The organism is Pseudomonas linyingensis, assembly GCF_900109175.1.
Lineage (GTDB): Bacteria > Pseudomonadota > Gammaproteobacteria > Pseudomonadales > Pseudomonadaceae > Geopseudomonas > Geopseudomonas linyingensis.
The window spans coordinates 98978-124039 of record NZ_FNZE01000007.1; the positions used below are offsets into that span (position 1 = coordinate 98978).

At 66.2% G+C, this 25062-nt stretch carries 21 protein-coding genes; 10 read left to right on the forward strand and 11 right to left on the reverse strand.

Features of this window, described 5'->3' with window-relative positions; genetic code table 11:
- From BMZ19_RS10480 to nadC, 7 genes are all read right to left on the reverse strand, one after another.
- Positions 1-2019 carry a hypothetical protein gene (locus BMZ19_RS10480; protein WP_090310599.1) on the reverse strand — a complete coding sequence of 673 codons (2019 nt, stop codon included), beginning with the start codon at positions 2017-2019 and terminating at the stop codon, positions 1-3.
- Positions 2019-2282 (reverse strand): hypothetical protein, encoded by a 264-nt coding sequence (locus BMZ19_RS10485; protein WP_212633214.1) that lies wholly within the window; start codon positions 2280-2282, stop codon positions 2019-2021. Before BMZ19_RS10485 ends, BMZ19_RS10480 begins: the two co-directional genes overlap by 1 nt.
- The gene (locus BMZ19_RS22380; protein ID WP_170847741.1) at positions 2279-2431 is read right to left on the reverse strand and encodes a hypothetical protein; all 153 of its coding nucleotides are present in this window, start codon (positions 2429-2431) and stop codon (positions 2279-2281) included. Before BMZ19_RS22380 ends, BMZ19_RS10485 begins: the two co-directional genes overlap by 4 nt.
- Positions 2428-2703 (reverse strand): helix-turn-helix domain-containing protein, encoded by a 276-nt coding sequence (locus tag BMZ19_RS10490; RefSeq protein ID WP_090310602.1) that lies wholly within the window; start codon positions 2701-2703, stop codon positions 2428-2430. Before BMZ19_RS10490 ends, BMZ19_RS22380 begins: the two co-directional genes overlap by 4 nt.
- Positions 2704-2819: 116 nt before the next feature.
- The gene (locus tag BMZ19_RS22125; protein WP_139214657.1) at positions 2820-3659 is read right to left on the reverse strand and encodes a hypothetical protein; all 840 of its coding nucleotides are present in this window, start codon (positions 3657-3659) and stop codon (positions 2820-2822) included.
- 70 nt (positions 3660-3729) lie between these two features.
- Positions 3730-5094: a tyrosine-type recombinase/integrase gene (locus BMZ19_RS10495; RefSeq protein WP_244517165.1), complete on the reverse strand. Its 1365-nt coding sequence runs from the start codon at positions 5092-5094 to the stop codon at positions 3730-3732.
- A 303-nt stretch (positions 5095-5397) separates the two neighbouring features.
- Positions 5398-6246, reverse strand: a complete 849-nt coding sequence (gene nadC / locus BMZ19_RS10500) for a carboxylating nicotinate-nucleotide diphosphorylase (RefSeq protein ID WP_090310606.1) — start codon at positions 6244-6246, stop codon at positions 5398-5400.
- Between the two features lie 321 nt (positions 6247-6567).
- Here nadC and BMZ19_RS10505 point away from each other — a divergent pair, with 321 nt between their 5' ends.
- From BMZ19_RS10505 to ampE, 3 genes are all read left to right on the forward strand, one after another.
- The gene (locus BMZ19_RS10505; RefSeq protein ID WP_170847742.1) at positions 6568-8943 is read left to right on the forward strand and encodes a DUF1631 domain-containing protein; all 2376 of its coding nucleotides are present in this window, start codon (positions 6568-6570) and stop codon (positions 8941-8943) included.
- Positions 8944-9017: 74 nt separating this feature from the next.
- The gene (gene ampD / locus BMZ19_RS10510; RefSeq protein ID WP_090310610.1) at positions 9018-9578 is read left to right on the forward strand and encodes a 1,6-anhydro-N-acetylmuramyl-L-alanine amidase AmpD; all 561 of its coding nucleotides are present in this window, start codon (positions 9018-9020) and stop codon (positions 9576-9578) included.
- Positions 9575-10399, forward strand: coding sequence for a regulatory signaling modulator protein AmpE (gene ampE, locus BMZ19_RS10515; RefSeq protein ID WP_090310612.1), 825 nt, complete (start codon positions 9575-9577; stop codon positions 10397-10399). Before ampD ends, ampE begins: the two co-directional genes overlap by 4 nt.
- A gap of 46 nt (positions 10400-10445) precedes the next feature.
- On the opposite strand, the gene BMZ19_RS10520 is transcribed toward ampE, so the two are convergent.
- Positions 10446-11225, reverse strand: a complete 780-nt coding sequence (locus tag BMZ19_RS10520; RefSeq protein WP_090310614.1) for a TatD family hydrolase — start codon at positions 11223-11225, stop codon at positions 10446-10448.
- A 59-nt stretch (positions 11226-11284) separates the two neighbouring features.
- Positions 11285-12868 carry a peptide chain release factor 3 gene (locus tag BMZ19_RS10525; RefSeq protein ID WP_090310615.1) on the reverse strand — a complete coding sequence of 528 codons (1584 nt, stop codon included), beginning with the start codon at positions 12866-12868 and terminating at the stop codon, positions 11285-11287.
- Between the two features lie 366 nt (positions 12869-13234).
- On the opposite strand from BMZ19_RS10525, the gene BMZ19_RS10530 reads away from it, so the two are divergent.
- From BMZ19_RS10530 to BMZ19_RS10550, 5 genes are all read left to right on the forward strand, one after another.
- A complete protein-coding gene (locus tag BMZ19_RS10530) occupies positions 13235-14398 on the forward strand; it encodes a type III PLP-dependent enzyme (RefSeq protein ID WP_090310617.1) in 1164 nt (387 codons plus the stop codon).
- Positions 14399-14602: 204 nt separating this feature from the next.
- Complete coding sequence (locus BMZ19_RS10535) at positions 14603-15760, forward strand: alpha-hydroxy acid oxidase (protein WP_090310619.1); 1158 nt, start codon at positions 14603-14605, stop codon at positions 15758-15760.
- 133 nt (positions 15761-15893) lie between these two features.
- Positions 15894-18113, forward strand: coding sequence for a TonB-dependent receptor (locus BMZ19_RS10540; RefSeq protein ID WP_090310621.1), 2220 nt, complete (start codon positions 15894-15896; stop codon positions 18111-18113).
- A gap of 62 nt (positions 18114-18175) precedes the next feature.
- Positions 18176-18856, forward strand: coding sequence for a Fe2+-dependent dioxygenase (locus BMZ19_RS10545; protein WP_090310622.1), 681 nt, complete (start codon positions 18176-18178; stop codon positions 18854-18856).
- A 172-nt stretch (positions 18857-19028) separates the two neighbouring features.
- Positions 19029-21407, forward strand: a complete 2379-nt coding sequence (locus tag BMZ19_RS10550; RefSeq protein WP_090310625.1) for a PepSY domain-containing protein — start codon at positions 19029-19031, stop codon at positions 21405-21407.
- A gap of 66 nt (positions 21408-21473) precedes the next feature.
- Here the strand turns inward: BMZ19_RS10550 and xseA are convergent, their stop codons facing one another.
- Together xseA and BMZ19_RS10560 are read right to left on the reverse strand one after the other, a co-directional pair.
- On the reverse strand, positions 21474-22853 hold the full coding sequence (xseA, locus tag BMZ19_RS10555; RefSeq protein ID WP_090310824.1) for an exodeoxyribonuclease VII large subunit: 1380 nt from the start codon (positions 22851-22853) through the stop codon (positions 21474-21476).
- A 43-nt stretch (positions 22854-22896) separates the two neighbouring features.
- A complete protein-coding gene (locus tag BMZ19_RS10560; RefSeq protein ID WP_170847743.1) occupies positions 22897-23787 on the reverse strand; it encodes a LysR family transcriptional regulator in 891 nt (296 codons plus the stop codon).
- An 88-nt stretch (positions 23788-23875) separates the two neighbouring features.
- On the opposite strand from BMZ19_RS10560, the gene BMZ19_RS10565 reads away from it, so the two are divergent.
- Together BMZ19_RS10565 and BMZ19_RS10570 are read left to right on the forward strand one after the other, a co-directional pair.
- A complete protein-coding gene (locus BMZ19_RS10565) occupies positions 23876-24343 on the forward strand; it encodes a multidrug/biocide efflux PACE transporter (RefSeq protein ID WP_090310627.1) in 468 nt (155 codons plus the stop codon).
- A gap of 78 nt (positions 24344-24421) precedes the next feature.
- A complete protein-coding gene (locus tag BMZ19_RS10570; RefSeq protein ID WP_090310630.1) occupies positions 24422-24970 on the forward strand; it encodes a sugar ABC transporter ATPase in 549 nt (182 codons plus the stop codon).
- Positions 24971-25062 lie beyond the last annotated feature (92 nt).

Genomic DNA, 25062 nt, shown 5'->3' on the forward strand with positions numbered 1-25062 from the left:
TCAGAAGTCCACAAATTCGGGTTCGGCAGGCGCTTTGGGCGACTCCTCGCAGAACAAGGGCTGTTTCGAAGTCCTGAATGTCCTAATGTCCTGCTCGGGGTGGTCATTCACCAGGACATCAGGACTTTCAGGACATTGATTCGACCCTTGTTCTTTTTGGGTGATCTCCCATTGAACCGATCCGCCGATCTTGCCGAGACAGCGACACTCGACTCCTAGCTGGCGCAGGGCTGGCGCGGCGCGTCGCATGGCATCGGCAAAGCCCTTGGCCGACTTCGGCCAGGCATCGCAGTAGGGTGGCCGGTACTGCTCCATTTCACTCATCAGCGACTTCGCCGACGCTCGCCTCCCGCGCGGGTTGCGCTCGAACCATTCCAGAACAGCGCCAGCGACCGGACTCGCATCGATGGTGCGCGCAATGCTCTCTTGGCGGCTGGCGGTGAACTGCGCGATGAATGCCGCGCCGGACTGGCCGACCGCTTCTGCTACCGCCATGCCGAGCAGCGCGAACTCGACCAGGCGAGGTTTGTCGCCGGCAGGCAGGCGCACGGACGGCAGCCGCGCCAGCGCCTTTGCCGCAATGTCGAGCAATGCGCCGACCAGCAGGCCGCGCTCGGCTTCATACGCTTGCCACAGGCCCGTTACCTCGACCCGCTCCCGAACGACAGGCATCTCGATAGAGATGGTGCGGTCGATAAGATCCTGAGCCGTGACGGCAGCGGAAATGCCATTGATCCCGACCGGGCGCTTCACGTTGATGATGCTTTCGTCGGCATCGGTGAACAGCTTGCGCTTGGCATAGCCGCCTCCGGTGGCGACGGTGCAAAGGGCGTCCTGAATCTGCGCCGACAGGTGGCTCACGTTTTCATAGCAGACGATCCACGACGCTCCCGCGCCGACGAAAACATCCTCGGCACTCTTGGGCGCTGATCGCAGGTCGCAGGCGTTAGGGTCGAGGAGGCGGCGCAGGGCGGTATGGGTGGTGCTCTTTGCCGTGCCTTGCTCGCCCATAAGCTCGATCAAGGGGAACGGGGTATCGGGGCGCAGGCACTCGACCAGCCAGGCCAGCACCAGCAGACGTTGCTCCCCGGGGATGTTGGCGATTTGCCACAGGGGTTCAATCGACCCTCCGGTGATCGGCGTCGGCAGCGGTTGCAGCGCCTCAGGGCGGGTGAACATCGCCTCGGGTGACTCGACGATATGCCAGCGACCAGCCTCGATACAGATGGCGCGGCTCTGGCCGGGTTCGGCGAGGTCGAGAAAGTAGCGGCCGGCAGATCCGGCGACCCGGATGTGAACCGGCAGGCACTCGCCGTTGAAGCGACCCAGCCCGGCGAGGGTGGACAAGGCTTCACGCACGGACTGGTCACGCGCCGACTTGCCGGCATCGCGGTAGAAGCTTGCCACCAGCCAGTCACGGAACTGGCGGCCATCGATGCGACGTACCTCGCCGGTCGAGCGATCCCTCGCAAACACGTCTTTGTTTTCGTCGTGGAACAGCTCGACGCGGGCCTCGACATAGGCGACCAGTTGCGACGCTTGGCTCTGCTTATCGTCGTCTAGCTGATCTCCGTCCGGCTCGGCTGCTGCCGCTTCGATCTCGGCGAGCTGGCGGTCGAGCTGGTCGAGGCGTTCTTGAGCCAAGGCAAGCCGGACGGTGCTTTCGGCGCTCAGGGGGCCAGCTTTGGCTTCCGCTTTTGCGGCCTCGAAGATCAGTCGCTCGAAACGGCGCTCGGCTTCCAGCTTGTTGCGGCGGTACTGCTGGCGCTGATCTTGGCTCAGGTTGTCGAGGAACAGGTCGCGCATCTCCAGGCCGACAGCGGCCAGCACGTCGCGCGTTTCGCAGCCGGTGTAGCAGTGAACCAGGGCGCGACCATCCTCGCCGCGCGACAGGCTCAGGGAAGGGGATTTGTCTTGGTGCGCAGGACAGCGGGCGGCGTAACGCTCGCCGTGCTTTTTGACGCCTTGCAGACGGTCGAGCAGCAGGTCGAGCGGATCGCCGTGGGCGGTGTGGGTCATTAGCGGCCTCGCTTCATCAGCAGCTTGAAAACTTGGGCGGCGCGGAAACGCTCGAAGGTGGGCAGGCTGTAGCGGATGACGCGGGTCTTGCCGCCGAAGCGGTTCGGAACCTGCTCCCAGACACGGGCGAAGGTCAGCCCGTAGTCGTTTGCCAGGGTGCTGATGGTCGAGTGAAGGCAGTGGTCGCCGACGTGCTCGACTTCGAAGCGGTTGATGCTGTGGCCGTCGAGCAGCAGACGTAGGATGGTGGCAATCTTGGTCATGCTGTCACCTCGCAGAGCCAGAACAGGCCGACCAGCGCCAGCGGGATCAGGACGCCGACGAACTCCTCGGCGGAAAACAGCGACAGGAAGCTGATAGACTGGCCTTGCGACGGGCTGCTCTGCTGGTATTGGGGGGCGGCCTTTTTCATGCGCGTACCTCGCCGGTATGGTTGGCGGTACGGCGAGCCAGGAACTCGGCCAGGTCGCTGATTCGGTACTTCACCAAGCGGCCGACCTTGAGAAACGGCAGGTTGTAGCGGCCGGTCGAGCGCCAGACGGCGAGGGTGGTCGCCTTAACGCCCAGCGCTTCGGCTGCCAGCTTGTCGGCTACCGTGGCGGGCGGGTTTTTCGGATCGAAGCCGAGTTGAGCGGCGATTTCAGACTTGAGCGCGACAATGTCGGCGGCGTCGGTGGTAGTCATGTGAATAGTCCCGTGTGGATTGATGTGACGGGGCTATGGTCTGGAAAAGGGGGCTGGCAATCACCGCAACTGCGGAAAAGATAATCGCAATTGCGGTAGGGCTACAGCGATTGGTTTTATTCGATCTCTTTTTTGGCCTTGTTGGCTGCTGCGAAAATTTCTTCAAGATTGCGCTTGCTGAGGCCCCGTCTGTTGGGGTGCCGCTCTTGGATTTCGGCTATGACTGCGGATTGGTTGCGCGCATTGCGACTAGGTTCATTCAGCAAGTCCAGCAATGCTGCGACAGCCAAGCGATGGGCAGGCCTGTCTGTAAGCTCGCGGTTTTCTTGAGGAGGGGGTGGGGCCTCAGAAGGCTTGTAGCTTTTGCTTCCAGAAGCTCCATTAAACCCGTAAAGCGCAGTAACGGAAGGCGGAAATAGGTGGCGATCACCACTTTCCCAGTTTATGTGGATGCATTTCTTTCCGATAGGTCCTGCTAAGGAGGGAAGTTCGTCGTTATTTGCTTGCGTGGCGACAGCGAATATCTCTTCGGCGAGGTAGTGATTATGTTCGTGGGAAAAGGAGTAATGAAGAGGCTCTAAGTCATCCGTTGAGTATTCAATTTTGGTGAAAACTGCTCCGCCTCGGGGCTTTACAGCAAAAAAGTAAAGGGAGGTGTTTTCTGTTGTTTTTACTTGGGCTGCGGAAATTCCATTTGTTGACGTGTGTCCTATGGATGTGATTCCAATATGGCTAGAGGCGAGCGGTTTGGTCGCGTCGCCAATCACCAATGTTTTAAGCTGCTCAAGCGAGAATCCGACTAGCGGGCGCCCGAATCCCTGTATGGGGGTTAAATATCCATGTGCTATCAGTCCAGTGAAGTCATCTTCGGTTGGGGGCGTTCCTGTGAGCCTTTCAAGAAGTTCGATGGCCTCTGCGTAGCTTAGAACTTGTTTGAACTTTAGGAATTTACTCAATCTTCCTTCTCCAATGTCCGCATTTACTCAGTCGCGTCTAGGCTGGCTTATTCTCGGTTGGATGGACGCTCTAGTTCTGCTTCGAGCTGCGTGTCGGCAGCCTCACCACGTCAGCCGGCTGCTTGACGCCTGCGGCTTCGAGCATGGCCTGCGTAGCCGTCTCGACGGACTGGCGCACTGGGTCGAGGTCGAGGCGCGCATAGATCGCCGTGGCTTGGTGGGTCTTGTGGTTGAGCGACTTCCCGATGATTGCCAGTGATGCGCCGGTCTTGGCCTGCCAACTGCCGAGGGTGCGGCGCAGGTCGTGAATGCGTAAGTCGGTCATGTCATAGAGCGCTGGGTCGATTTCCAGCGCGTCGGCGATGGTGCGATAACGCTTCTCGGCGGCTGCTGGCGCTTCGAGCAGTTGCTTGTCGGCACGCTTGCGCTCCTCGGCAGTCAGCTTGCCGAGGCTTTCCAGGTGGTCGAGCAGGCGGCGCACGCTGGCCCGGCGCAGGATGGTAGCCCATGCCTTTTTCGGCTCGACGATGTGGCCGGTCTGGCCGGTGCCGGGAAACACGAAAGCCGAGGTGCCGGTCGTGCGCTTGCGGACTCGCAGGGCTGCGACAGCCTCGGGTGACAAGGTGACGTTCTGCGGTGTGCCGTTCTTGGTCATGCCGATTCGCCAGATGCCCGCGTCGAGGTCGAGGTCGCGCCAAGCCATTTCCTGTACGTTCGAGCGGCGCGCGCCAGTCAGCAGCGACAGCAGGAAGAAGTCGCACAAGCTCGATTCGGCGATGGCGGCGAATAGGTGAGGCAGTTCGGTGGACTGGGCGAAACGGTCGCGCGACGGTGCCGGGTTCTTCTGTATGCGGCCGGCAGGGTTGGTGCCCTCGAACAACTCCAGGTCGGCGGCGAAATTGAAGACTGAGGAGATGACGATAACCGAGCGGTCTGCTTGGGCGGCGCTTTTCTTTGTCGTCTGCGTGTGAATGGCCTTCACCTCGGCTCGGGTGATCTTTGACAGCTTGCTGGCCTTGATCGGCCCCAGGTACATGCGCAGCACGTCGCGGTAGTCGCGCTTGGTTCGCTCGCTTAATGGGGTGCCGTCGCGCTTTTTCTTCTCGTCGAGATATTGCTCGAACACCTCGGCAAAGGTCGGCTCCCCACGAATCGCTCGACGTGCGGCGGCCGGGTTTGCTCCGGTGGCGAACTCGCCGAGGATCTTCTGCGCTTCGGTACGGGCCTGCTCGACGGTCATCTCGGGGAATGCGCCGAGCTTCACCCAGGCCATCGATGCGCCGGCACGCTTCACGACGTAGAAGGTTCGGCTTCCGGCTGCGGTGATCCGCATGGCCAGCTTCGGCACTTCGGTGTCGTAGACGGCCAGGCGCTTGCCGGCCTCCGGTGGGGCCAGCGCCAGCAGCGCCGTTTTCGTGAATTTCAGTTTCGCCATGCCCATCCCTCGACTGCTCTGTGGCGTTGTCGGGCTAGCGCCGGGCTATCGCCGGGCTAGCATGGGCTATCAAATTTGGTCGCTTTTCGTGATAGCCCGTGAAGGCAAGGATAGGCTGGGGGCCGCATTCTGTATAGGTTTGTTAATGTTGGTGAATGCGGGGAAAACTATAGAGCATCTAACTCGTAACGCGAAGGTCGGGGGTTCGATTCCTCTCACCGGCACCATTGCTTCAGACAAAACAGCCCGTTGTGCAGTGATGCGCAACGGGCTGTTTTGCTTTGCGTTGCCGAAATGGCCCGCTTACAAGCTCAGGCGCATCGACAGGTCGATGGCCTTGACGTCCTTGGTCAGGGTGCCGATGGAGATGTAGTCGACGCCGGTTTCGGCGATGCCGCGCAGGGTGGTCTGGTTCACCCCGCCGGAGGCTTCCAGCTTGGCGCGGCCGGCGTTGAGGCTGACGGCGGTGCGCATGTCGTCATCGTCGAGTTCGTCGAGCATGATGATGTCGGCGCCGGCGTCCAGCGCCTGTTGCAGTTCCTCGAGGTTTTCCACTTCCACTTCCACCGGACGGCCGGGGGCGATCTGCCGGGCGCTGGCGACGGCCTGGGCGATGCCGCCACAGGCGGCGATGTGGTTTTCCTTGATCAGGAAGGCGTCGTACAGGCCGATGCGGTGGTTGTGGCAGCCGCCGCAGGTGACCGCGTACTTCTGCGCCAGGCGCAGGCCGGGCAGGGTCTTGCGGGTGTCGAGCAGCTGTACGGCGGTGCCTTCGACCAGGTCGGCGTATTCGCGGCAGCGGCTGGCGACGCCGGAGAGCAGCTGCAGGAAGTTCAGCGCGCTGCGCTCGCCGCTGAGCAGGGCGCGGGCCGGGCCTTCGAGGCTGAACAGGGTCTGGTCCTGCATGGCGCGCTCGCCGTCGGCGACGTTCCAGGTCACCTGCACGCGCGGGTCGAGCTGGCGGAACACCTCGTCGACCCAGGCGGTGCCGCAGATGGTGGCGGCTTCGCGGGTGATGATCTTCGCCCGGGCCAGGCGGTCGGCGGGGATCAGCTGGGCGGTGATGTCGCCGCTGCCGATGTCTTCGGCAAGCGCGGCGCGCACGTTGGCGGTGATTTCGGCGCCGAGGTCGGCAAGGCGAAGATTGGGCATGACGGGCTCCCTGTACGTTTTCGGCGGATTATAGGCTTTTCGCCAGGGGTGGGTGGTTACGCGAAAAGCAACGGCGATCATGGCGCTTGTGTGATCTGCCGCAGGGTCCGGCAAACCAGTCGCTCTGCTGGCGCGCGCGCCTCCCTATAATCCGCCGTCGCCTGTGACAACGAGGATCGTTGCGCAGGCCCCAACAATGGAGTGCGTCGCGCCGACCCGAACATCGGGCCGCCGCCCGAGGGAAGTGTGATGACCACTGGAGCGAAAGTCGTTCCGCTGCCTGCCGGGTCTGCTGTGCGCTCGCCGACCAAGGAGCGTTCTATGCCTACCGGTCTGCAGCCGCTGCGCGAGCAGTCACGAGAGTTCCTCAAGCAGGGCCTGCAGAGCGTGTTCGATGCGCTGGACGACAGCCTGTTCGAGTTGGGCGAGCGCGCTGCCAGTGGTGCCGCTCAGCAGGAGCTGTTCGAGGCCATGCGCGCGCTGCGTCTCAAGCGCGAGGGGATCGAGAAGGCGGTCCTGGCTGGACTGGACAAGGCGTTTGGCGAGATGGGGGCCGCCCAGCGACATGCCGCGATGGATGTCCTGCCGACCGGCTTGCTGACCCTGGTGAGCCACGACGAGCTGGAAGAGACGGTCGCCATCAAGACCATGGTGATGCGTTCGCTGAGCGAGAACGGCGCCGAGCTAAACCCGCTGCAGCAGCGCCTGCAGGCCCTGGTCGGCTCGCCGGTGATCGAGGACAACAACCCGCTGTCGGCGCGCACGCTGTGCAACTTGATGGTCGGTGCCCTGCGGCCGCTGGAACTGAAGATCCATGTGCGCCTGCTGTTGCTCAAGCTGTTCGAGAAACACTTGCTCAAGGGCGTCGGCGAGCTGTATGCCGCGGCCAATGACAGCCTGATCGCGGCCGGGGTGCTGCCGAACCTGCAGCTGCACACCCCTCGGCCTGCGCGCGCTGCCGCGCGTGCGCAGGTTGCCGCGCCGGCGGCGGTCGATTCCGGTGCGGCGAAGACGCCGACGCTGGAGCCGCAGGCGGTCCTCGGTCAGTTGCGCGAGCTGCTGGGCAATGCCCGGGGCAGTGCTTCGGCGGCAGTGGCGCCCGCGGATGCCGTGCCGGTCACCCAGAACGATCTGACCCGCCTGCTGTCGTTCCTGCAGCGCCAGCCGGTGGCCGCAGCGGGGACGCCGGACCTGCGCCGGCAGCTGGACACCCTGCTGGCACGCGCCAGCGCCAACAGCCCGCGCCCGCGAGTGATCGGCAGGCTCGACGAAGATGTGATCACCCTGGTCACGATGTTGTTCGAGCAGGTGCTCGGCGACGACGCCCTGCCCGAACCGCTGCGCGGCCCCATCGGCAACATGCAGGTGCCGCTGCTCAAGGCGGCGATCCTCGACCAGCGCCTGTTCGGCGAGCAGGCCCACCCGGCGCGCCAGTTGCTGAACGAGGTGACGGTGGCCGCCCGGGACAGCGAGGACCTGGCGGACATGCAGCGCGAACGGCTGCGCAGCAAGATCGAACAGGTGTCGCAGCGCCTGCGCGACGAGTTCACCGACGATCCCCAGGTATTTGCCAGCCTGCTCGAGGATTTCAGCCGCTTCAATGCCAGCGAACACAAGCGCGCAGCGTTGCTCGAGCAGCGTCTGCTCGAGGCGGAGGAGGCGCGGGCGTTGCGTGAGCATGCCCGCCAGCAGATCGAAAGCCTGTTGAGTGAGCGGCTGCAGGGACTGACCCTGCCGACGGCCATCGTTCAGGGCCTGGAACGAGGCTGGGGCCGGCTGCTGCAGCTGATTCTGCTGCGCGAGGGCGACGAGTCGGCTGCCTGGAACCAGGCGCTGGCTACCCTCGATGAGTTGCTCCTGCGGGTGGCCCCGCTGCGCAGCGCCGAGGAGGCGCGCCTGCTGCTGGGTTCGCATCGCCAGGAGCTGCTGAGCGAATTGCGTCGCGGCCTGGAGCAGGTGGCCTACGATCCGTTCGAGCAGCAGCGTTTCTTCGAGGAGCTGAGCCAATGGCAGCGCAAGCTGCTCAGCGATTTTCGTGCGGGTGTGGCAGTTGCGCCTGCGCCGGAGGCGCCGCAGGCGGTCGAGACGGTGTCGGCGCCGCAGGTGGCCGCCGAGGTAGATGTCGATCCGCTGGCGGTCGAGGCCGAGCAGCCTGCGCAGACTGTCGATCCTGGGCCGGTTGACGTCATGCCCGATATCCCGGTGCTGGTTGTTGGCGAGCCGCTGTCCGCAGACCACCAGACCGCTGCGCAGCCGTCGGTCGTCGAGCCGTCGCAGTTCTCCGGCTGGGAGAGCGCCGTCGCGGTGGCGGTCGAGGTGCCGGCAGCGGTCGTGGTGGAGGACGCTGGCGTGGAGAGCGTCGCCGCAACCGAAGTGCTGGCGAGTGCCGAGGCACAGGGCGCACCGATTGTCTGTGAGGAGCACCTGGCGCTGGTCGACAACCTGGGTGTCGGCAGCTGGGTGGAGCTGTACGCCGAGGACGGTGCGAAGCAGCGCTGTAAGCTGGCCGCCTTCATCCGGGTCAGCGGGCAGTTCATCTTCGTCAACCGCGCCGGCGCGAAGGTGGCCAGCTTCGATCGCGAAGCCCTTGCCCTGGTCTTTGCCAGTGGTGCAGCGCGCCTGAGGGACAATGCCCAGCCCTTCGACCGGGCGCTGGAGGCGATCATCGGCAACCTGCGCGAGCAGCGCGGCAAGTAGCGGCGGGTTGGCCGTGCCGTCGCTTGGCCTGGACGACGGGCTGCTCTAGAGTGGCGGCAACCAAGGAGCCGCCAATGCAGATCGACCCCGGGACCGGCTGGTGCAGCAGCGCACAGCACTGCCCTTCGCCCAACTTCAATGCACGACCAGCCGGCGAGGTATCGCTGCTGGTCATCCACAACATCAGCCTGCCGCCGGGGCAGTTCGGCACGGGGCAGGTAAAGGCGCTGTTTGGCAACGCGCTGGACCCGCAGGCGCATCCGTATTTCGCCGGCATCGCCCACCTGCAGGTGTCGGCGCACTTCCTGATCGAGCGCGACGGCGCGCTGATCCAGTTCGTGTCTTGCAACGACCGCGCCTGGCACGCCGGGGTGTCGTGCTTTGCCGGGCGAGAGCAGTGCAACGACTTCTCCCTGGGCATCGAGCTGGAGGGCACCGACGAGCTGCCCTACAGCGACGCCCAGTACGCCACCCTGCGCGACCTGACCCGCGAGCTGTTGCGGGTCTACCCTGACCTCAGCCCCGAACGGATCTGCGGGCACAGCGATATCGCGCCGGGACGCAAGACCGATCCGGGCCCGGCGTTCGACTGGGCGCGCTACCTGGGCTCGCTGGCCGCCGAGGTGCAGGCATGAACTTTCTGGTCTTGCTGTTGATCCTGCTGCTGGAAAAGACCAGCGGCTGGCGCGCACGCCTGCAGCGCGACGATCTGTTCCTGCGTGCCCTGGGCCGGATCGAGAGCGACCCGCGCCTGGCCGGGCGACCGCTGCGCCAGCTGCTGGTGCTGGGGGCGCCGTTGCTGCTGGTCGGTCTGCTGCTGTGGATCCTGGCGCCGCTGGCCTATGGCTGGCTGCTGCTGCCGCTGCATGTGGCGGTGCTGCTGTGGAGCCTCGGGCGCGGCGATCCGCAGCGCAGCCTCGCGCCGTTCCGGGCGAGCTGGCAGCGCGGCGATGCCGAGGCGGCGTATCTCGACGCCCGTCGCGATCTGGGCGTGCAGGCCGAAGACCCGCCCACACTGCTGAGGCAGGTGCAGGGCTTCCTGCTCTGGCAGGCCTATCAGGGCTTCTTTGCGGTGATCTTCTGGTACGCGCTGCTCGGGCCGCTGCTGGCGCTGGCCTATCGCCTGCTGGCGCTGCTGGCGGAGCATGCCGGCGACGCTGTCCTGCGCAGCCACGCGGTGCGCCTGCGCCAGGCACTCGACTGGCTGCCAGCACGCCTGCTGGCGCTGAGCCTGGCGCTGGCCGGCAACTTCGTCACCGCCAATCGCGTGCTCTGGCCGCGCCTGTTCGGTCTGCAGGCGAGTGCCGCCCAGTTGGTGGTCGATACCGGCCGCGCGGCGGCGGATACCCGCGCGGGCAGGGGCGGGGTGGAGACGCTGGACGAGCTGTGGAGCCTGCTGCTGCGTGCCGGACTGATCTGGTACAGCGCCCTGGCGCTGTGGATTCTGCTGCTGTAACCACTCGCTCCGCCGGCCGCAGCCAGCGCGCCGACTTCCGGCAGGATCACTGCCAGCCGAACAGTGCGCAGGCGTTGCAGCTGCTGGCGCTGGCCAGCTCCTCGGGCGTCACGCCACGCAGCTCGGCCAGCCCCCGGCAGATCTCCGCTAGGTACTCGGGGCTGTTGCGCTGTCGGGGGTGCATGGCGGGCGCCATGTCCGGGGCATCGGTTTCCAGCACCATGGCTTCCAGCGGCAGCTGCGCGACCACCTTGCGCAGGCGGTTGGCCTGCGGCCAGGTGGCGGCGCCGCCGAGGCCGAGCTTGAAGCCTAGTTTCAGGTATTCCTTCGCTTCCTCAAGGCTGCCGGCAAAGGCGTGAACGATGCCGGCGCGCTTGAGCCGATAGCGCTTGAGGGTAGCGATGGTCGGAGCGTGGGCGCGGCGCACGTGCAGCAGCGCCGGCAGCTCGAACTCGGCGGCCAGCTTGAGCTGCGCCTCGAACAGCGCCTGCTGGCGCTCGTGGTCCAGTTCGGGCACATACCAGTCGAGGCCGAATTCGCCGATAGCGCACAGCTTGCGGTTGCCGGCCAGACGTTCCAGCCAGGCGCGCAGCTCGGCGAGATGTTCGGGGTGGTGTTGCTCGAGATAGATCGGATGCAGCCCGAAGGCGGCGTACAGGCCGTCCTCGCTCTCGACCAGATCCCATAGACGCTGCCAGTTGGCCTGGTACACGCCCAGCACCACCAGCTTCTCCACACCCAAGGCGCGGCAGCGCGCCAGCACGGCGCTGCGGTCGGCGTCGAAGTCGGGGAAGTCGAGGTGGGTGTGGGTGTCGATCAGCTGCATGCAACCTCCGGGCATCTGCCGGAAGTGTAGCGGGCGCCAGAACGGCGCCCGCTCAGGTATCAGTGATGCTCGCGGGTGGCGCGGAACTTCACCTCCGGCCAGCGCTCTTCCATCAGGCTGAGGTTGACGCGGGTCGGCGCCAGGTAGGTGAGGTGGCCGCCGCCGTCTACGGCGAGGTTCTCGTAGGCCTTAACCTTGAAGTCCTCGAGCTTCTTCTTGTCGGCGCACTCGATCCAGCGCGCCGACCAGACGTTGATCGCCTCGTAGGCGCACTCGACCTTGTATTCCTCCTTCAGACGGCTGGCGACCACGTCGAACTGCAGCACGCCGACCGCACCGAGGATGATGTCGTTGTTGCGCTCGGGGAAGAACACCTGGGTGGCGCCTTCCTCGGCCAGTTCCTGCAGGCCCTGGCGCAGCTGCTTGGATTTCAGCGGGTCCTTCAGGCGCACGCGGCGGAACAGTTCCGGGGCGAAGTGCGGGATGCCGGTGAAGCCCAGCGCCTCGCCTTCGGTGAAGGTATCGCCGATCTGGATGGTGCCGTGGTTGTGCAGGCCGATGATGTCGCCGGCATAGGCCTCCTCCAGCATCTCGCGCTCGCTGGAGAAGAAGGTCAGCGCGTCGGCGATCTTCAGGTCCTTCTTTATCCGCACGTGGCGCATCTTCATGCCCTTCTCGTACTTGCCCGAGCAGATGCGCATGAAGGCGATGCGGTCGCGGTGCTTGGGGTCCATGTTCGCCTGGATCTTGAACACGAAGCCGCTGAACTTCTCCTCGACCGGCTCCACCACGCGCTCGTGGGCGGCGCGCGACAGCGGTTGCGGCGCCCAGTCGACCACCGCGTCGAGCACGTGGTCGACGCCGAAGTTGCCCAGCGCGGTACCGAAGAACACCGGAGTCATCTGGCCCTTGAGGAAGGCGTCCTGGTCGAACTCGTGGCAGGCGCCCTGCACCAGCTCCAGCTGCTCGAGGAAGCGCTCGTACTCGTCGCCCAGGTGGGCGCGGGCTTCGTCGGAGTCGAGGTGCTCGATGATCTTGACCTCGGTGCGCTCGTGGCCGTGGCCCGGGGTGTAGACGATGATCTTGTCTTCGCTGAGGTGGTAGACGCCCTTGAAGTCGCGGTAGCAGCCGATCGGCCAGGTGATCGGCGCGGCCTTGATCTTCAGCACCGCCTCGATCTCGTCGAGCAGTTCGATCGGGTCGCGGATGTCGCGGTCGAGCTTGTTGATGAAGCTGACGATCGGCGTGTCGCGCAGGCGGCAGACGTCCATCAGGGCGATGGTGCGCGGCTCGACGCCCTTGCCGCCGTCGAGGACCATCAGCGCCGAGTCCACCGCGGTCAGGGTGCGGTAGGTGTCTTCGGAGAAGTCCTCGTGGCCGGGGGTGTCGAGCAGGTTGATCATGTGCTCGCGGTAGGGGAACTGCATCACCGAGGTGGTGATGGAGATACCGCGCTGCTTTTCCATCTCCATCCAGTCGGAGGTGGCATGGCGGTCGGACTTGCGCGATTTCACCGTGCCGGCGACGGCAATCGCCTTGCCCATCAGCAGCAGTTTTTCGGTGATGGTGGTCTTGCCCGCATCGGGGTGGGAAATAATGGCGAAGGTACGGCGCTTCGCTACTTCGGCGGCCTGAGTGGTCATCGGAAAGGGAACCCGTCGACGAGTAGTCGGTCTGTCAGAAAAGGCGGCGATTATAGCGGATGCGCCCCCCTGCTGACCCGCTGGTGATGAGCGGGGGCAAATTGGGGAAATTTCTGGTTGATCTTGACCCCCCTTGGTCCTAAAGTTCGCGCCCGAACGTCCATGCTGGAAACGATCCATCCGGCTCAAGTACTGACGACGAGACAGCAAGGTCAACCCGCCATCGAGCACGACGCGCGGTTGACCTTTTTGCTTTCGGCGACATGCCTTGGGAAGTAGGCGAACCAAAGTGGGGATACGGATTAGGCGTTCAGTTACAGCCCCTTGAAACTTTTGTGTTTTTCCCATTTTGGAGCCCAGCCGAGCATGACCATCAAGGTTGAAGACTATTACGACCGCGACACCTTCAAGAAAATGAAGGCGTTCGCCGACCAGAAGGAAACCCCCTTCGTCCTGATCGACACCGCGATCATCGACAAGGCCTACGACGACCTGCGCGCCGGCTTCGAGTTCGCCAAGGTCTACTACGCGGTCAAGGCCAACCCTGCGGTCGAAATCATCGACCTGCTCAAGGAAAAGGGCTCCAGCTTCGACATCGCTTCGATCTACGAGCTGGACAAGGTGATGAGCCGCGGCGTCGGCCCCGAGCGCATCAGCTACGGCAATACCATCAAGAAGTCGCGCGACATTCGCTACTTCTACGAGAAGGGCGTGCGCATGTACGCCACCGACTCGGAAGCCGACCTGCGCAACATCGCCAAGGCCGCGCCGGGCTCCAAGGTCTACGTGCGCATCCTCACCGAAGGCTCGACCACTGCCGACTGGCCGCTGTCGCGCAAGTTCGGCTGCCAGACTGACATGGCCATGGACCTGCTGATCCTCGCCCGCGACCTGGGCCTGGTGCCCTACGGCGTGTCCTTCCACGTCGGCTCGCAGCAGCGCGACATCTCCGTGTGGGACGCCGCCATCGCCAAGGTCAAGGTGATCTTCGAGCGCCTCAAGGAAGAAGACGGCATCGAGCTGAAGATGATCAACATGGGGGGCGGCTTCCCGGCCAACTACATCACCCGCACCAACAGCCTGGAAACCTACGCCGAGGAAATCATCCGCTTCCTCAAGGAAGACTTCGGCGACGACCTGCCGGAAATCATCCTCGAGCCGGGCCGCTCGCTGATCGCCAACGCCGGCATCCTGGTCAGCGAAGTGGTGCTGGTGGCGCGCAAGTCGCGTACCGCCGTGGAGCGCTGGGTGTACACCGACGTGGGCAAGTTCTCCGGCCTGATCGAAACCATGGACGAAGCGATCAAGTTCCCGATCTGGACCGAGAAGAAGGGCGAGCTGGAAGAAGTGGTGATCGCCGGTCCGACCTGCGACAGCGCCGACATCATGTACGAGAACTACAAGTACGGCCTGCCGCTGAACCTGGCCATCGGCGACCGCCTGTACTGGCTGTCCACCGGCGCCTACACCACCAGCTACAGCGCGGTGGAATTCAACGGCTTCCCGCCGCTGAAGGCCTACTACATCTAAGCCGCCCTGCGCCCTGGATGAAAAAAACGCCGCGACCTGTCGCGGCGTTTTTGTTCGGGGGCCAGCATTGCCATTGCTTGTGCTGGATCAAGGAACGGGTCGATGCGCCTGTCGCGGGAAACATTCCCAATTTAGAATAATTCTCGAATACACCGGCGCAGGCTCGCTGTCCTGCGCCCAGCCCACCGTTCGAGGATCGCGTCGATGCCCCAGCCCTTGCCCAAGTTGCAGCAGATTCCCGCCGAGATCGCCGCGGTGACCGACTACGAGCCGTTCGCCCGCGCGCGGATGAGCGACCAGGCCTGGGCCTACATGGCCGGCGGCGCGGCGGACGAGTTGACCCTGCGCGACAACTGCGCCGCCTTTCAGCGCCTGCGCCTGCGCAACCGGGTGCTCGCCGATCTGCGTGGCGGCGACACCCGGGTCAGCCTTTTCGGCCAGACTTTCGATCATCCGATCTTCCTGGCGCCGGTGGCTTTCCAGAAGCTCGTCCATCCAGAGGGAGAGCTGGCGAGCGTGCTCGGCGCGAGCGCACTGCGCGCCGGCATGGTGGTCAGCACCCAGGCCAGCGTCGACCTGGAGGAAATCGCTAGCCAGGCGCAGACGGCGCTGTGGTTCCAGCTGTACATCCAGTCCGACCGCGAGTTCACCCGCGCGCTGGTGCAGCGCGCCGAGGCGGCGGGCTACCAGGCTCTGGTGCTGACCGTGGACGCGCCGGTCGGCGGCATGCGCAACCGCGAGCAGCGCGCCGGCTTCGTTCTGCCGGCGGGCATCGAGGCGGTCAACCTGCGCGGCATGCGTCCGCTGCAGGCCAGCGCCGCTCCCGCCGCCGGCAGCCTGCTGCTCGGCAGTGCCTTGCTGGCCGCGGCGCCGACCTGGGAAGACCTGGCCTGGCTGCGCGGGCTGACCCGCCTGCCGATCCTGCTCAAGGGCGTGATGAACGACGAGGATGCGCGCCGGGCGCTGGCGGCAGGCGTCGATGGGCTGATCGTATCCAACCATGGTGGGCGCACGCTGGACGGCCAGCCGGCGACCATCGAGGTGCTCGCGGAAGTGGCCGCCGCCGTCGAGGGGCGCCTGCCGCTGCTGCTCGACGGCGGCATCCGCCGCGGCAGCGATGTGCTCAAGGCCTTGGCGCTGGGCGCGAGCGCCGTGCTGGTCGGCCGCCCCTACATCTTCGGCCTGGCCACCGCCGGCGCGTCCGGCGTCGCCCATGTCCTGCAGTTGCTGCGCGCCGAGCTGGAGGTCGCCATGGCCCTGACCGGTTGTCGCAGCCTGGCGGAGATCGGTCCCGAATTGCTGTGGTATCCACGCGGATGGCAGCAGGACTGCCCGTCACCTCCGGGCGGGACAAACGCATGAGGTAGGACGTATCGGTGTCGGGAGGAAGAGTTCCGCGACTTATGTAAAGGAAACGTAAAGAATGCGATCAACTCTTTACTGATAATATTTCTCAAATAGAATCGCATCCCATTAAGTCTAGGGAGTGATTCTCATGCGTGCCTTCATCAAGTCTTCATCGCGTCAACCCCAGCACCTGCTGGCCTCGGCCATCGGCCTTGCCGTGGTTTCCCTGGCTGCTCCGGCGCTGGCCGAGGAGCAGGGCACCCTGCAGCTCGACAAGGTCAGCGTGCAGGGCGAACAGGAGGCCGGCTACAAGACCGAGTCGGTCTCCTCGCCGAAATACACCGCGCCGCTGCTGGATACCCCGCAGACCGTGACCGTGGTACCGGCGGAGGTGATCAAGGAGCAGAACGCCCTGAGCCTGCGCCAAGTGCTGTCCAATGTCTCCGGCATCACCTTCGGTGCCGGCGAGGGCGGCAACTACGGCGACAGCATCAACATCCGCGGTTTCAGCGCCACCAACAACCTGATGGTCGATGGTCTGCGCGACAGCGCCAACATGACCCGTTCCGACATGTTCAACCTGGAAATGGTGGAAGTGGTCAAGGGGCCGAGCTCGGTGTATGCCGGTGCCGGCGCCACCGCCGGTGCGATCAACATGGTCAGCAAGACACCGAGGTTGCGCGAGTCGAACAACCTGCAAGCCGGTGTGGGCACCGATGGCTACCATCGCCTGGCCGCCGATATCAATCAGCCGCTGGAAGGCATCGAGGGCGCCGCGGCCCGCATCAACCTGATGGCCCACGAGAACGACGTGGCCGGCCGCGACCAGATCAACTACGAGCGCTGGGGGATCGCGCCGTCGGTGGCCTTCGGGCTGGGTACGCCGACCCGCCTGACCCTGAGCTATCTGCACCAGTCCGACGAGAACCTGCCCGAGTACGGCTTGCCGGCCATCGCCGGCAAGGTACTGGCCGGCGTCGACCGCGACGACTACTTCGGTTTCCGCAACATCGATACCGAGGAGGTCGACGTCGACTCCTTCACCGCCAAGTTCGAGCACGACTTCAACGACTGGGTCAGCCTGGACACCATCGCCCGCTACAGCGAGACCGATAACCGCACGGTGACCACCCGCAGCTATGTGCAGACGGTGGGCAGCGGTATCGGCCCCGGCCAGTACAGGTACCGCTCGGGCTCTGGCAACGGTCGCGACACCACCACCAAGCTGGCGATCAACCAGACCAACCTGAAGTGGAACTTCGCTACCGGCTTCATCGAGCACTCCCTGGTGACCGGCTTCGAGGTTTCCCGCGAGACCCTCGATCGCACCAACTTCAGCAACAATCTGGACCTGAGCATCGTCTATGATCTGGACAACCCGCCCGGCTACTACGTAGGTCCGCGGAACAAGAGCGATACGTCCTACCTCGACGCCGAGCTGACCGATCACGCGTTGTATGTCTTCGACACTCTCGCGCTGAGCGATCAGTGGGATCTGACCCTGGGTGCCCGTTGGGAGCGCTACGAGGGCAACAACGACACCCACACCATAGCCACCGACACAGATGTCGAGCTGGAGTCCAGCGACGAGATGTTCAGCGGTCGCGTCGGTCTGGCCTACAAGCCGGTGGAAAACGGCACCATCTACGTGGCTTGGGGCAACTCCTACAACCCCTCGGCGCAGAACCTGGCCACCAGCGGCAGCGGTCTGAATGTCGGCAACCAGGACCTCGATCCGGAAAAGAACGAGACTTGGGAACTGGGGACCAAGTGGGATCTGCTGGATCAGCGTCTGTCGCTCAACGCGGCGATCTTCCGCGTCGACAAGACCAATGGTCGTGTCGAGTTGGATGACGGCACCTTCGAGCTGCAGGGCGAGCAGCGCGTGCAGGGCTTCGAGCTGGGGGCTTCGGGCAAGATCACCGACAAGTGGCAGGTCTTCGCCTCCTACACCCAGTTGAGCAGCGAGGTGCTGAAGGCGGCGCCGGGCGAGGACCAGGTGCAGGAAGGCCAGGCGCTGGCCAATACCCCGCCGCGCTCCTTCAGCGTCTGGACCAGCTACCAGCTGCCGGCCGACTTCGAGGTCGGTTATGGCGCGCAGTTCGTCGACGAGCGCAACGTGGCCGTGGCGACCGGCGATACCCCGCCGCAGGCCAGCCGTGCCAAGATCGACGCCTACTGGGTGCATGGCGCGATGCTCGGCTACCAGGCCAGCAAGCAACTGCAGCTGCAGCTGAACGTGAACAACCTGTTCGACGAGGAGTACTACGATCGCGTGCGGACCAGCAACGGCACCGGCAGCAACTCCGGTGGTCTGGTTCCGGGTGACGGCCGTAGCGCGGTACTCTCGGCCAACTATTCCTTCTGACCCCCCGATGTTCAGGCAAGCCCCGCTCTCGCGGGGCTTTGCCGTACCAGGAGAGCAACGCCATGATGCTGCACATCCCCGGGTTGCTTACCCCGGAACAGGTTCTCGAATGCCGGCGCCTGCTGCAGCAGGCGCCCTGGGTGGATGGCAAGAGCACCGCCGGCTTCCAGTCGGCGATGGCCAAGGACAACCTGCAGCTGCCGGAAGACAGCGCCGAGGCGCAACAGCTCGGCGCGCTGATCCTCCAGGCACTGGAGCGCAATCCGCTGTTCATCGCCGCGGCGCTGCCGGACAAGGTGTATCCGCCACTGTTCAACTGCTACCAGGGTGGCCAGTCGTTCGGCCTGCACGTCGACAACGCGGTGCGCCTGGATCGCGGCCGTGGCGAGCGGGTGCGCACCGACCTGTCGGCCACCCTGTTCTTCACCGGCCCCGACGAGTACGACGGTGGCGAGCTGGTGGTGGAGGACACCTACGGCGCCCACAGCGTCAAGCTGCCGGCCGGCGACCTGATCCTCTATCCCTCCACCAGCCTGCACCGGGTCACTCCGGTCAGCCGCGGGGCACGGGTCTGTTCGTTCTTCTGGATCCAGAGCATGGTGCGCGACGACGGCCAGCGCAGTCTGCTATTCGATCTGGACACCGGCATCCAGCGCCTCAACCAGGAGCTCGGCGCCGACCATGCCGCCAGCGTGCAGCTCACCGGCGTGTACCACAACCTGCTGCGTCGCTGGGCGCTGTAGCCGACCTGCCCGCGTCCAAGGCGCGGGTAAAGGTTGGGTAAAACCAATTTGTTGCAAGTAATTCTCGAATAAAATCGTTTCGCACCGCCAACGGTGGTGGTGCGATGCGGTGCTTCGCCGTGTCCGAATCCGATTTCGCCGCAGTCGCGGCATAGCGATCAGGTGATCCCAGGTGGTCAAGAAAATCCTCTTCCAGCTGCACTGGCTGCTGGGCATCAGCGCCGGGCTGGTGTTGGCGTTGATGGGCGTGACCGGCGCCAGCCTGTCCTACCAGGACGAGCTGCTGCGCCTGCTCAATCCCGGGGTGATGAACGTCGAGCCGGCGCTGGGCGCGCGGCCGCTGAGCCCGGACGAACTGGTGGCTCGTGTCGGCGAGCAGCTACCGCAGCGCGCGGTGCTCGGCCTGACCTTCTCGGCCGACGCGCTGGACGCGGTCAAGGTCAACGTCAGCGGCGGCGGCCCGCGCGGCGAGAATCTCTACGCCGACCCCTACAGTGGCGAGCTGCTGGGTGCCGCGCGCGGCGCCGGCTTCTTCCAGTTCATGATGCAGCTGCACCGCTGGCTGGCCATCGGCGATGCCGGCAAGCCGATCACCGGCGCGGCGACCCTCGCTCTGGTGTTCCTCTGCCTGTCCGGGCTGTACCTGCGCTGGCCGCGCCAGGCCGGCAACTGGCGCGCCTGGCTGACCCTCGACTGGCGGCGCAGTGGTCGCGGCTTCCTCTGGGACCTGCACGCGGTGGCCGGTACCTGGGTGCTGCTGGCCTACCTGTTGGCGTCGCTGACCGGGCTCTACTGGTCCTACGAGTGGTACCGCAACGGCGTGCACGCGCTGGCCGGTGAGCCGGCGCCGCAGCACGGCGGTCCGGGCAAGCGCCGCGGTCAGTCGCCGCAGGGCCAGGCGCAGGCCGAGGCGCCGCGTCCGCCGGTGAGCATCGACCCTCTGTGGATGGCGTTCCGCCACGCAGTGCAGGACGACTACCGCCTGGCCAACCTGCGCCTGCCCGAGCGCGCCGGCCAGCCGCTGCAGGTGATGTACCTGCCGCAGGCCGCCGCGCACAATCGCGCCTTCAACCGCCTGAACCTGGACGCCGCCAGCGGCAAGCTGCTGCAGCACGAGCGCTACAGCGACAAGAGCGGCGTCCAGCAGCTGCTGGCCAGCGTCTACCCGCTGCACACCGGCGACTACTTCGGCCAGCCCGGGCGCATCCTCATGCTGCTGGCCAGCCTGGCCATGCCGCTGTTCTTCATTACCGGCTGGCAGCTCTACCTCGGCCGCCGTCGTCAGCGTCGCGCGGCCCGCGCCGGGCGCCAGGCCCTCGATGCGGCGAGCGGCAACGGCCAGCCCTGGTTGATCGGCTTTGCCAGCCAGAACGGCTTCGCCGAACAGCTGGCCTGGCAGACCGCCGGCCAGCTGCAGGCGGCCGGTGCCACCGTGCAGGTCCGTTCGCTGGCCCAGCTCGACGCGCAGGCCCTGCGTGGCGCCGAGCGCGCGTTGTTCGTGGTCAGCACCTTCGGCGACGGCGAGGCGCCGGACAGCGCGCGCGGCTTCGTGCGCCGGGTGTTGGGTGGCGAGTTCGATCTGGGCCATCTCGAGTACGCCCTGCTCGGCCTGGGCGATCGTCAGTACCAGCGCTTCTGCGGTTTTGGCCGCCAGCTGCACGACTGGCTGCAGGGTCAGGGCGCGCGCAGCCTGTTCGCCCCGGTAGAGGTGGACAGCGGCGACCACTCGGCGCTGCAGCGCTGGCGCACCCTGCTCGGCGAGCTGACCGGCAGCACGCCGCCAGAGGCCCCGGCCGAGCCCGGCTTTGCCGAGTGGACGCTGTGCGAGCGCCAGTGGCTCAACCCCGGCAGCAACGCTGCGCCGGTCTGGCGCCTGGCATTCCAGGTACCGGCCGGGCAGCTCTGGGAGGCTGGCGATCTGGTCGAGATCCTCCCGCCGCAGGCCGGGGCGCGGCCGCGCAGCTACTCGATCGCCTCGCTGGCCGAGGACGGCGCGTTGGAGATTCTGGTGCGCCTGCACCTGCACGCCGACGGCACGCCGGGGCTGTGTTCCGGCTGGCTGTGCGTGCAGTTGAGTGAAGGTGCCACGGCACCGCTGCGCCTGCGCCGCAACGCCGGTTTCCAGCTGCCGGAGGACGACCGGCCGCTGCTGCTGATCGGCAACGGTACTGGCCTGGCCAGCCTGCGCAGCTTGCTGCGCGAGCGGGCCCGCCGCGGCCAGGCGCGCAACTGGCTGATCTTCGGCGAGCGCACCGCGGAGCACGATTTCCTCTGCGGCGACGAGCTGCTGGCCTGGCAGACCGGTGGGCACCTGCAGCGCCTCGATCTGGCGTTCTCCCGCGACCAGGCGAACAAGGTCTACGTGCAGGACTGCCTGCGCGCGGCGGCCGACGAGCTGCGTGCCTGGCTGGCGGACGGCGCGGTCATCTACGTCTGCGGCAGCCTGCAGGGCATGGGCGAGGGTGTCGATGCCGTGCTGCGCGAGCTGCTCGGCGCGGCGGCGTTGGCCGAGCTGCAGGACAGTGGGCGCTACCGGCGCGATCTGTACTGAGGGAGTACCGGGTGGGCCGTTGCCCACCCGGCGAAACAAGGGAAACGACGCCGTCCGGCGTTTGCGTTACAGCGGCAGCTGCAGGGTGGCTGGCGTCGCCGAGGTCTCCTCGACGCGCAGCGCCAGCTCGCCTTCATGCAGCTTCGCGGTCAGACGCTGGCCGGAGGCGGTATCGGTGGCGCGGCGTACGGCGCGGCCGCGGTCGTCGAGGAGGATGCTGTAGCCGCGGCCGAGGGTGGCCAGCGGGCTGACCACCTGCAGGGTTTGCACCGTTGCTTCGAGTTTCTGCCGGCGCTCGCGCAGGCCGGCGTGCATGGCGCGCGGCAGGCGCTGGGCGAGGTGATCGAGACGCTGGCGCAGCAGTTCAAGCAGGCGCTCGGGATGCTGGCCGGCCAGACGGGTTTCCAGACGCCCCAGCTGGTCACGACTGCTGCGCAGGCGCTGGCTCATGGCGCGCTGCAGGCGCAGCTCCAGATCGTCGAGGCGCTGGGCCTGCTGGCGCAGGCGCTCGCCGGGGTGGCGCAGGCGCCGGCGCAGGCCGTCGACCTGCATCTGCCGGGCGGCGAGCAGGTGCTGCATGCGCAGGGTCAGGCGGCGCTGCAGGCCGTCGAGGCGGCGCTGCAGGTCGCTGGAGTCGGGTGCCAGCAGCTCGGCGGCGGCCGAGGGCGTCGGTGCGCGTACGTCGGCGACGAAGTCGGCGATCGACACGTCGGTCTCGTGGCCGACCGCGCTGACGATCGGTGTCTGGCAGGCGGCCACGGCGCGCGCCACCGCCTCCTCGTTGAAGCACCACAGGTCCTCCAGCGAGCCGCCGCCGCGGGCGAGGATCAGCGCGTCGAAGCCCTGGCGGTCGGCCAGCGCGAGGGCGCGGACGATCTGCGTGGTCGCTTCACGACCCTGCACGGCGGTGGGCACCAGAGTCAGCTCCACCTGCGGCGCGCGGCGGCGGAACACGCTGATGATGTCGCGGATCACCGCGCCCGAGGGCGAGCTGACGATGCCAATGCGCTGCGGATGAGCCGGCAGCGCGCGCTTGCGTTCGGCCGCGAACAGGCCCTCGGCGGCGAGCTTGTCCTTGAGTGCCTCGAAGGCCAGGCGCAGCGCGCCGTCGCCGGCCGGCTCCACCGTGTCGAGGATCATCTGGTAGTCGCCGCGGCCCTCGAACAGCGAGACCTTGCCGCGCACCTTCACTGCCAGGCCGTCGCGCAGCGCCTGGCGCACCCGCGCCGCGCTGGAGCGGAACAGCGCGCAGCGCACCTGAGCGCCGGCGTCCTTTAGGGTGAAGTAGACGTGCCCGGAGGAGGGCCGCGCCAGGTTGGAAATCTCGCCCTCGACCCACACCTGCGGGAACACGTCCTCGAGCAGGTGGCGGGCGCGCTGGTTGAGCTGGCTGACGGTCAGTACCTCGCGATCGAGGCCGAGCCGCTGGAACTGGTCTGTGATCATGGCCGGCATGATAAGCCGGGAGAGCGGCGGGAGCGACAGGCGTTCACTCGTCGGCGAGCAATCGGTCGAGCAGCCAGGCGGCGACTGGCCCGAGTTCGCGCTGGCGCGACCAGACCGCATCCACCGGCACGCGCCTGGGCCAGCCGTCCAGCGCCAGCTCCTGCAGGCGGCCGTTGCCGTAGCCGCTGACCAGTTGGCGTGGCAGCGCCGCCCAGCCGAAGCCGAGCCCGGCCATTTCCAGCAGCAGCAGGTAGTCCGGCGCCGACCAGCAGCGCCCGCCGCTACGCACGTCGCTGCCGGGCAGCTCGTCGGCAGGCGTGTCGCTGACGGCCACGCTGCTCAGGCGCAACGCGCGCCAGTGCGCCAGATCCGCGGCGGTCACCCGCGGCAGCTCGGCCAGCGGGTGACCGCGGGCGACGAACAGGCCGAACTCGGCGCTGGTCGCCACGCCGGCGTGGGCGATGTCCGGCGGGTAGCTGGGCTGGGCGGCGAGCAGGCCGAGCTGGGCGCGTCCCTGGCTGACCAGGTCGAGCACGTCGGCGTGCTCGGCGATCAGGCATTCGAACTCCAGGTCGGGGAAGCGCTGGTCGAGCTCCAGCAGGCGCGCCTCGTACTGGCGGTTCTGGTAGGCGTCGGACAGGGCCAGCGTCAGCCGCGCTTCCTGACCCTGCGCCAGCCGGGCCGCATGGCGCGCCAGGCGATCGCCGGCGGCCAGCACGGCCTCGGCGTGGGCCAGCAGGCTAGCGCCGGCTGCGGTCAGCGCGAGCCGCCGCGGGCCGCGCTGGAACAGCTCGACGCCAACGTCGATCTCCAGGCGCGCCACCGCTTCGCTGATGGTCGACTGGCTCTTGCCCAGGCGCCGCGCGGCGGCGCTCAGCGAGCCGCAGGCGGCCGCCTGGGTGAAGGCCTGGAGCGCTTCGGCAGAAAGATTCATATCGGTTTCACCGATGGCAGCTGGTTTTTTAGTGGCAGGATTTCCGATGAGGATAGCGCCCAACGCTTGCGATCACGAGGTCCGCCCCATGAGTCTGTCCGCCAACCCGCTACAACGCTCCCTGGGCGAGCGCATCGGCCATGCGCTCGCCTTCGAACTCATCGCCCTGGTGATCTGCGCGCCGGCCATGGCCTGGCTGCTGGACCAGCCGCTGCTGCACCTGGGGGCGCTGACCCTGATGTTCTCGACCATCGCCATGCTGTGGAACATGCTGTTCAACGACCTGTTCGACCGCGCCCAGCGCCGCCTGGGCTTCCAGCGCAACCTGAAGGCGCGGCTGTGTCATGCGGCGTTGTTCGAGGCGGGGCTGATCGTCGTGCTGGTGCCGCTGGCGGCCTGGTGGCTGTCGATCGGTCTGCTCGAGGCGCTGCTGCTCGACATCGGCCTGATCCTGTTCTTCCTGCCCTACACCGTGGGCTTCAACTGGAGCTGGGATGTACTGCGCGCGCGCTGGCTGCGCCGGGAGCGTTGCGCTGCGGCGTCGCAGGCGCTTTGAGCGATCCCGGTGCCGGGCTTGATTTGCCCGGCCGAGGGCCTAAGCTGCCGGCATTTCCCGTCACCGGCCCGAATCGACATGACCGCGCAATGCATCCTCGTCCCGCAAATTTCCAGCGTCCCCGCCCATGAGGCGAAGGCGCGCCAGCTGTTGAACTGGCTGGTCAAGCGCGAGATCGTCGAGGCGCTGCCGAGCACCTGCGGGCAGGGCGGCAACGGCATGGCCTATGCGATTGCCCGGGGGGCGCAACGGGTGGTGGAGCATCCCGAGCTGCTGCCGTTCGGCCAGCCGCTCAACGGCCTGGAGATCGTCACCCAGCGCTGCATCTATACGCCGACCCGCGACTTTCGCGAGGAGGCCGGCTGCCCGCAGTGCCGCCAGGAGATCGGCGAGCCGCTGTTCGCCAGCCTGGACGAGTGGTGGCCGGGACAGACCGACAACTTCACCTGCCCGGAATGCGGCTTCGAGGACGACATCAACGGTTTCCTGTTCCTGCAGCCGTGCGGCTTTTCCAATCTGGGCTTCATCTTCAACGGCTGGACGGAGGCGGTGTTCCGCCAGGATTTCCTCGCTGTCTTCGCCGAGCGACTGGGCTTTCCGGTGCGTCAGGTGCGCGTCGACCCCTGAGGGCGGGGCACCGCGTGGCGTGCCGTTGCATGTCGAACTGTAGTAGGCCGCTGTTACCCGTCCGCCGTTCCATGGTCGATACTGCACGGACC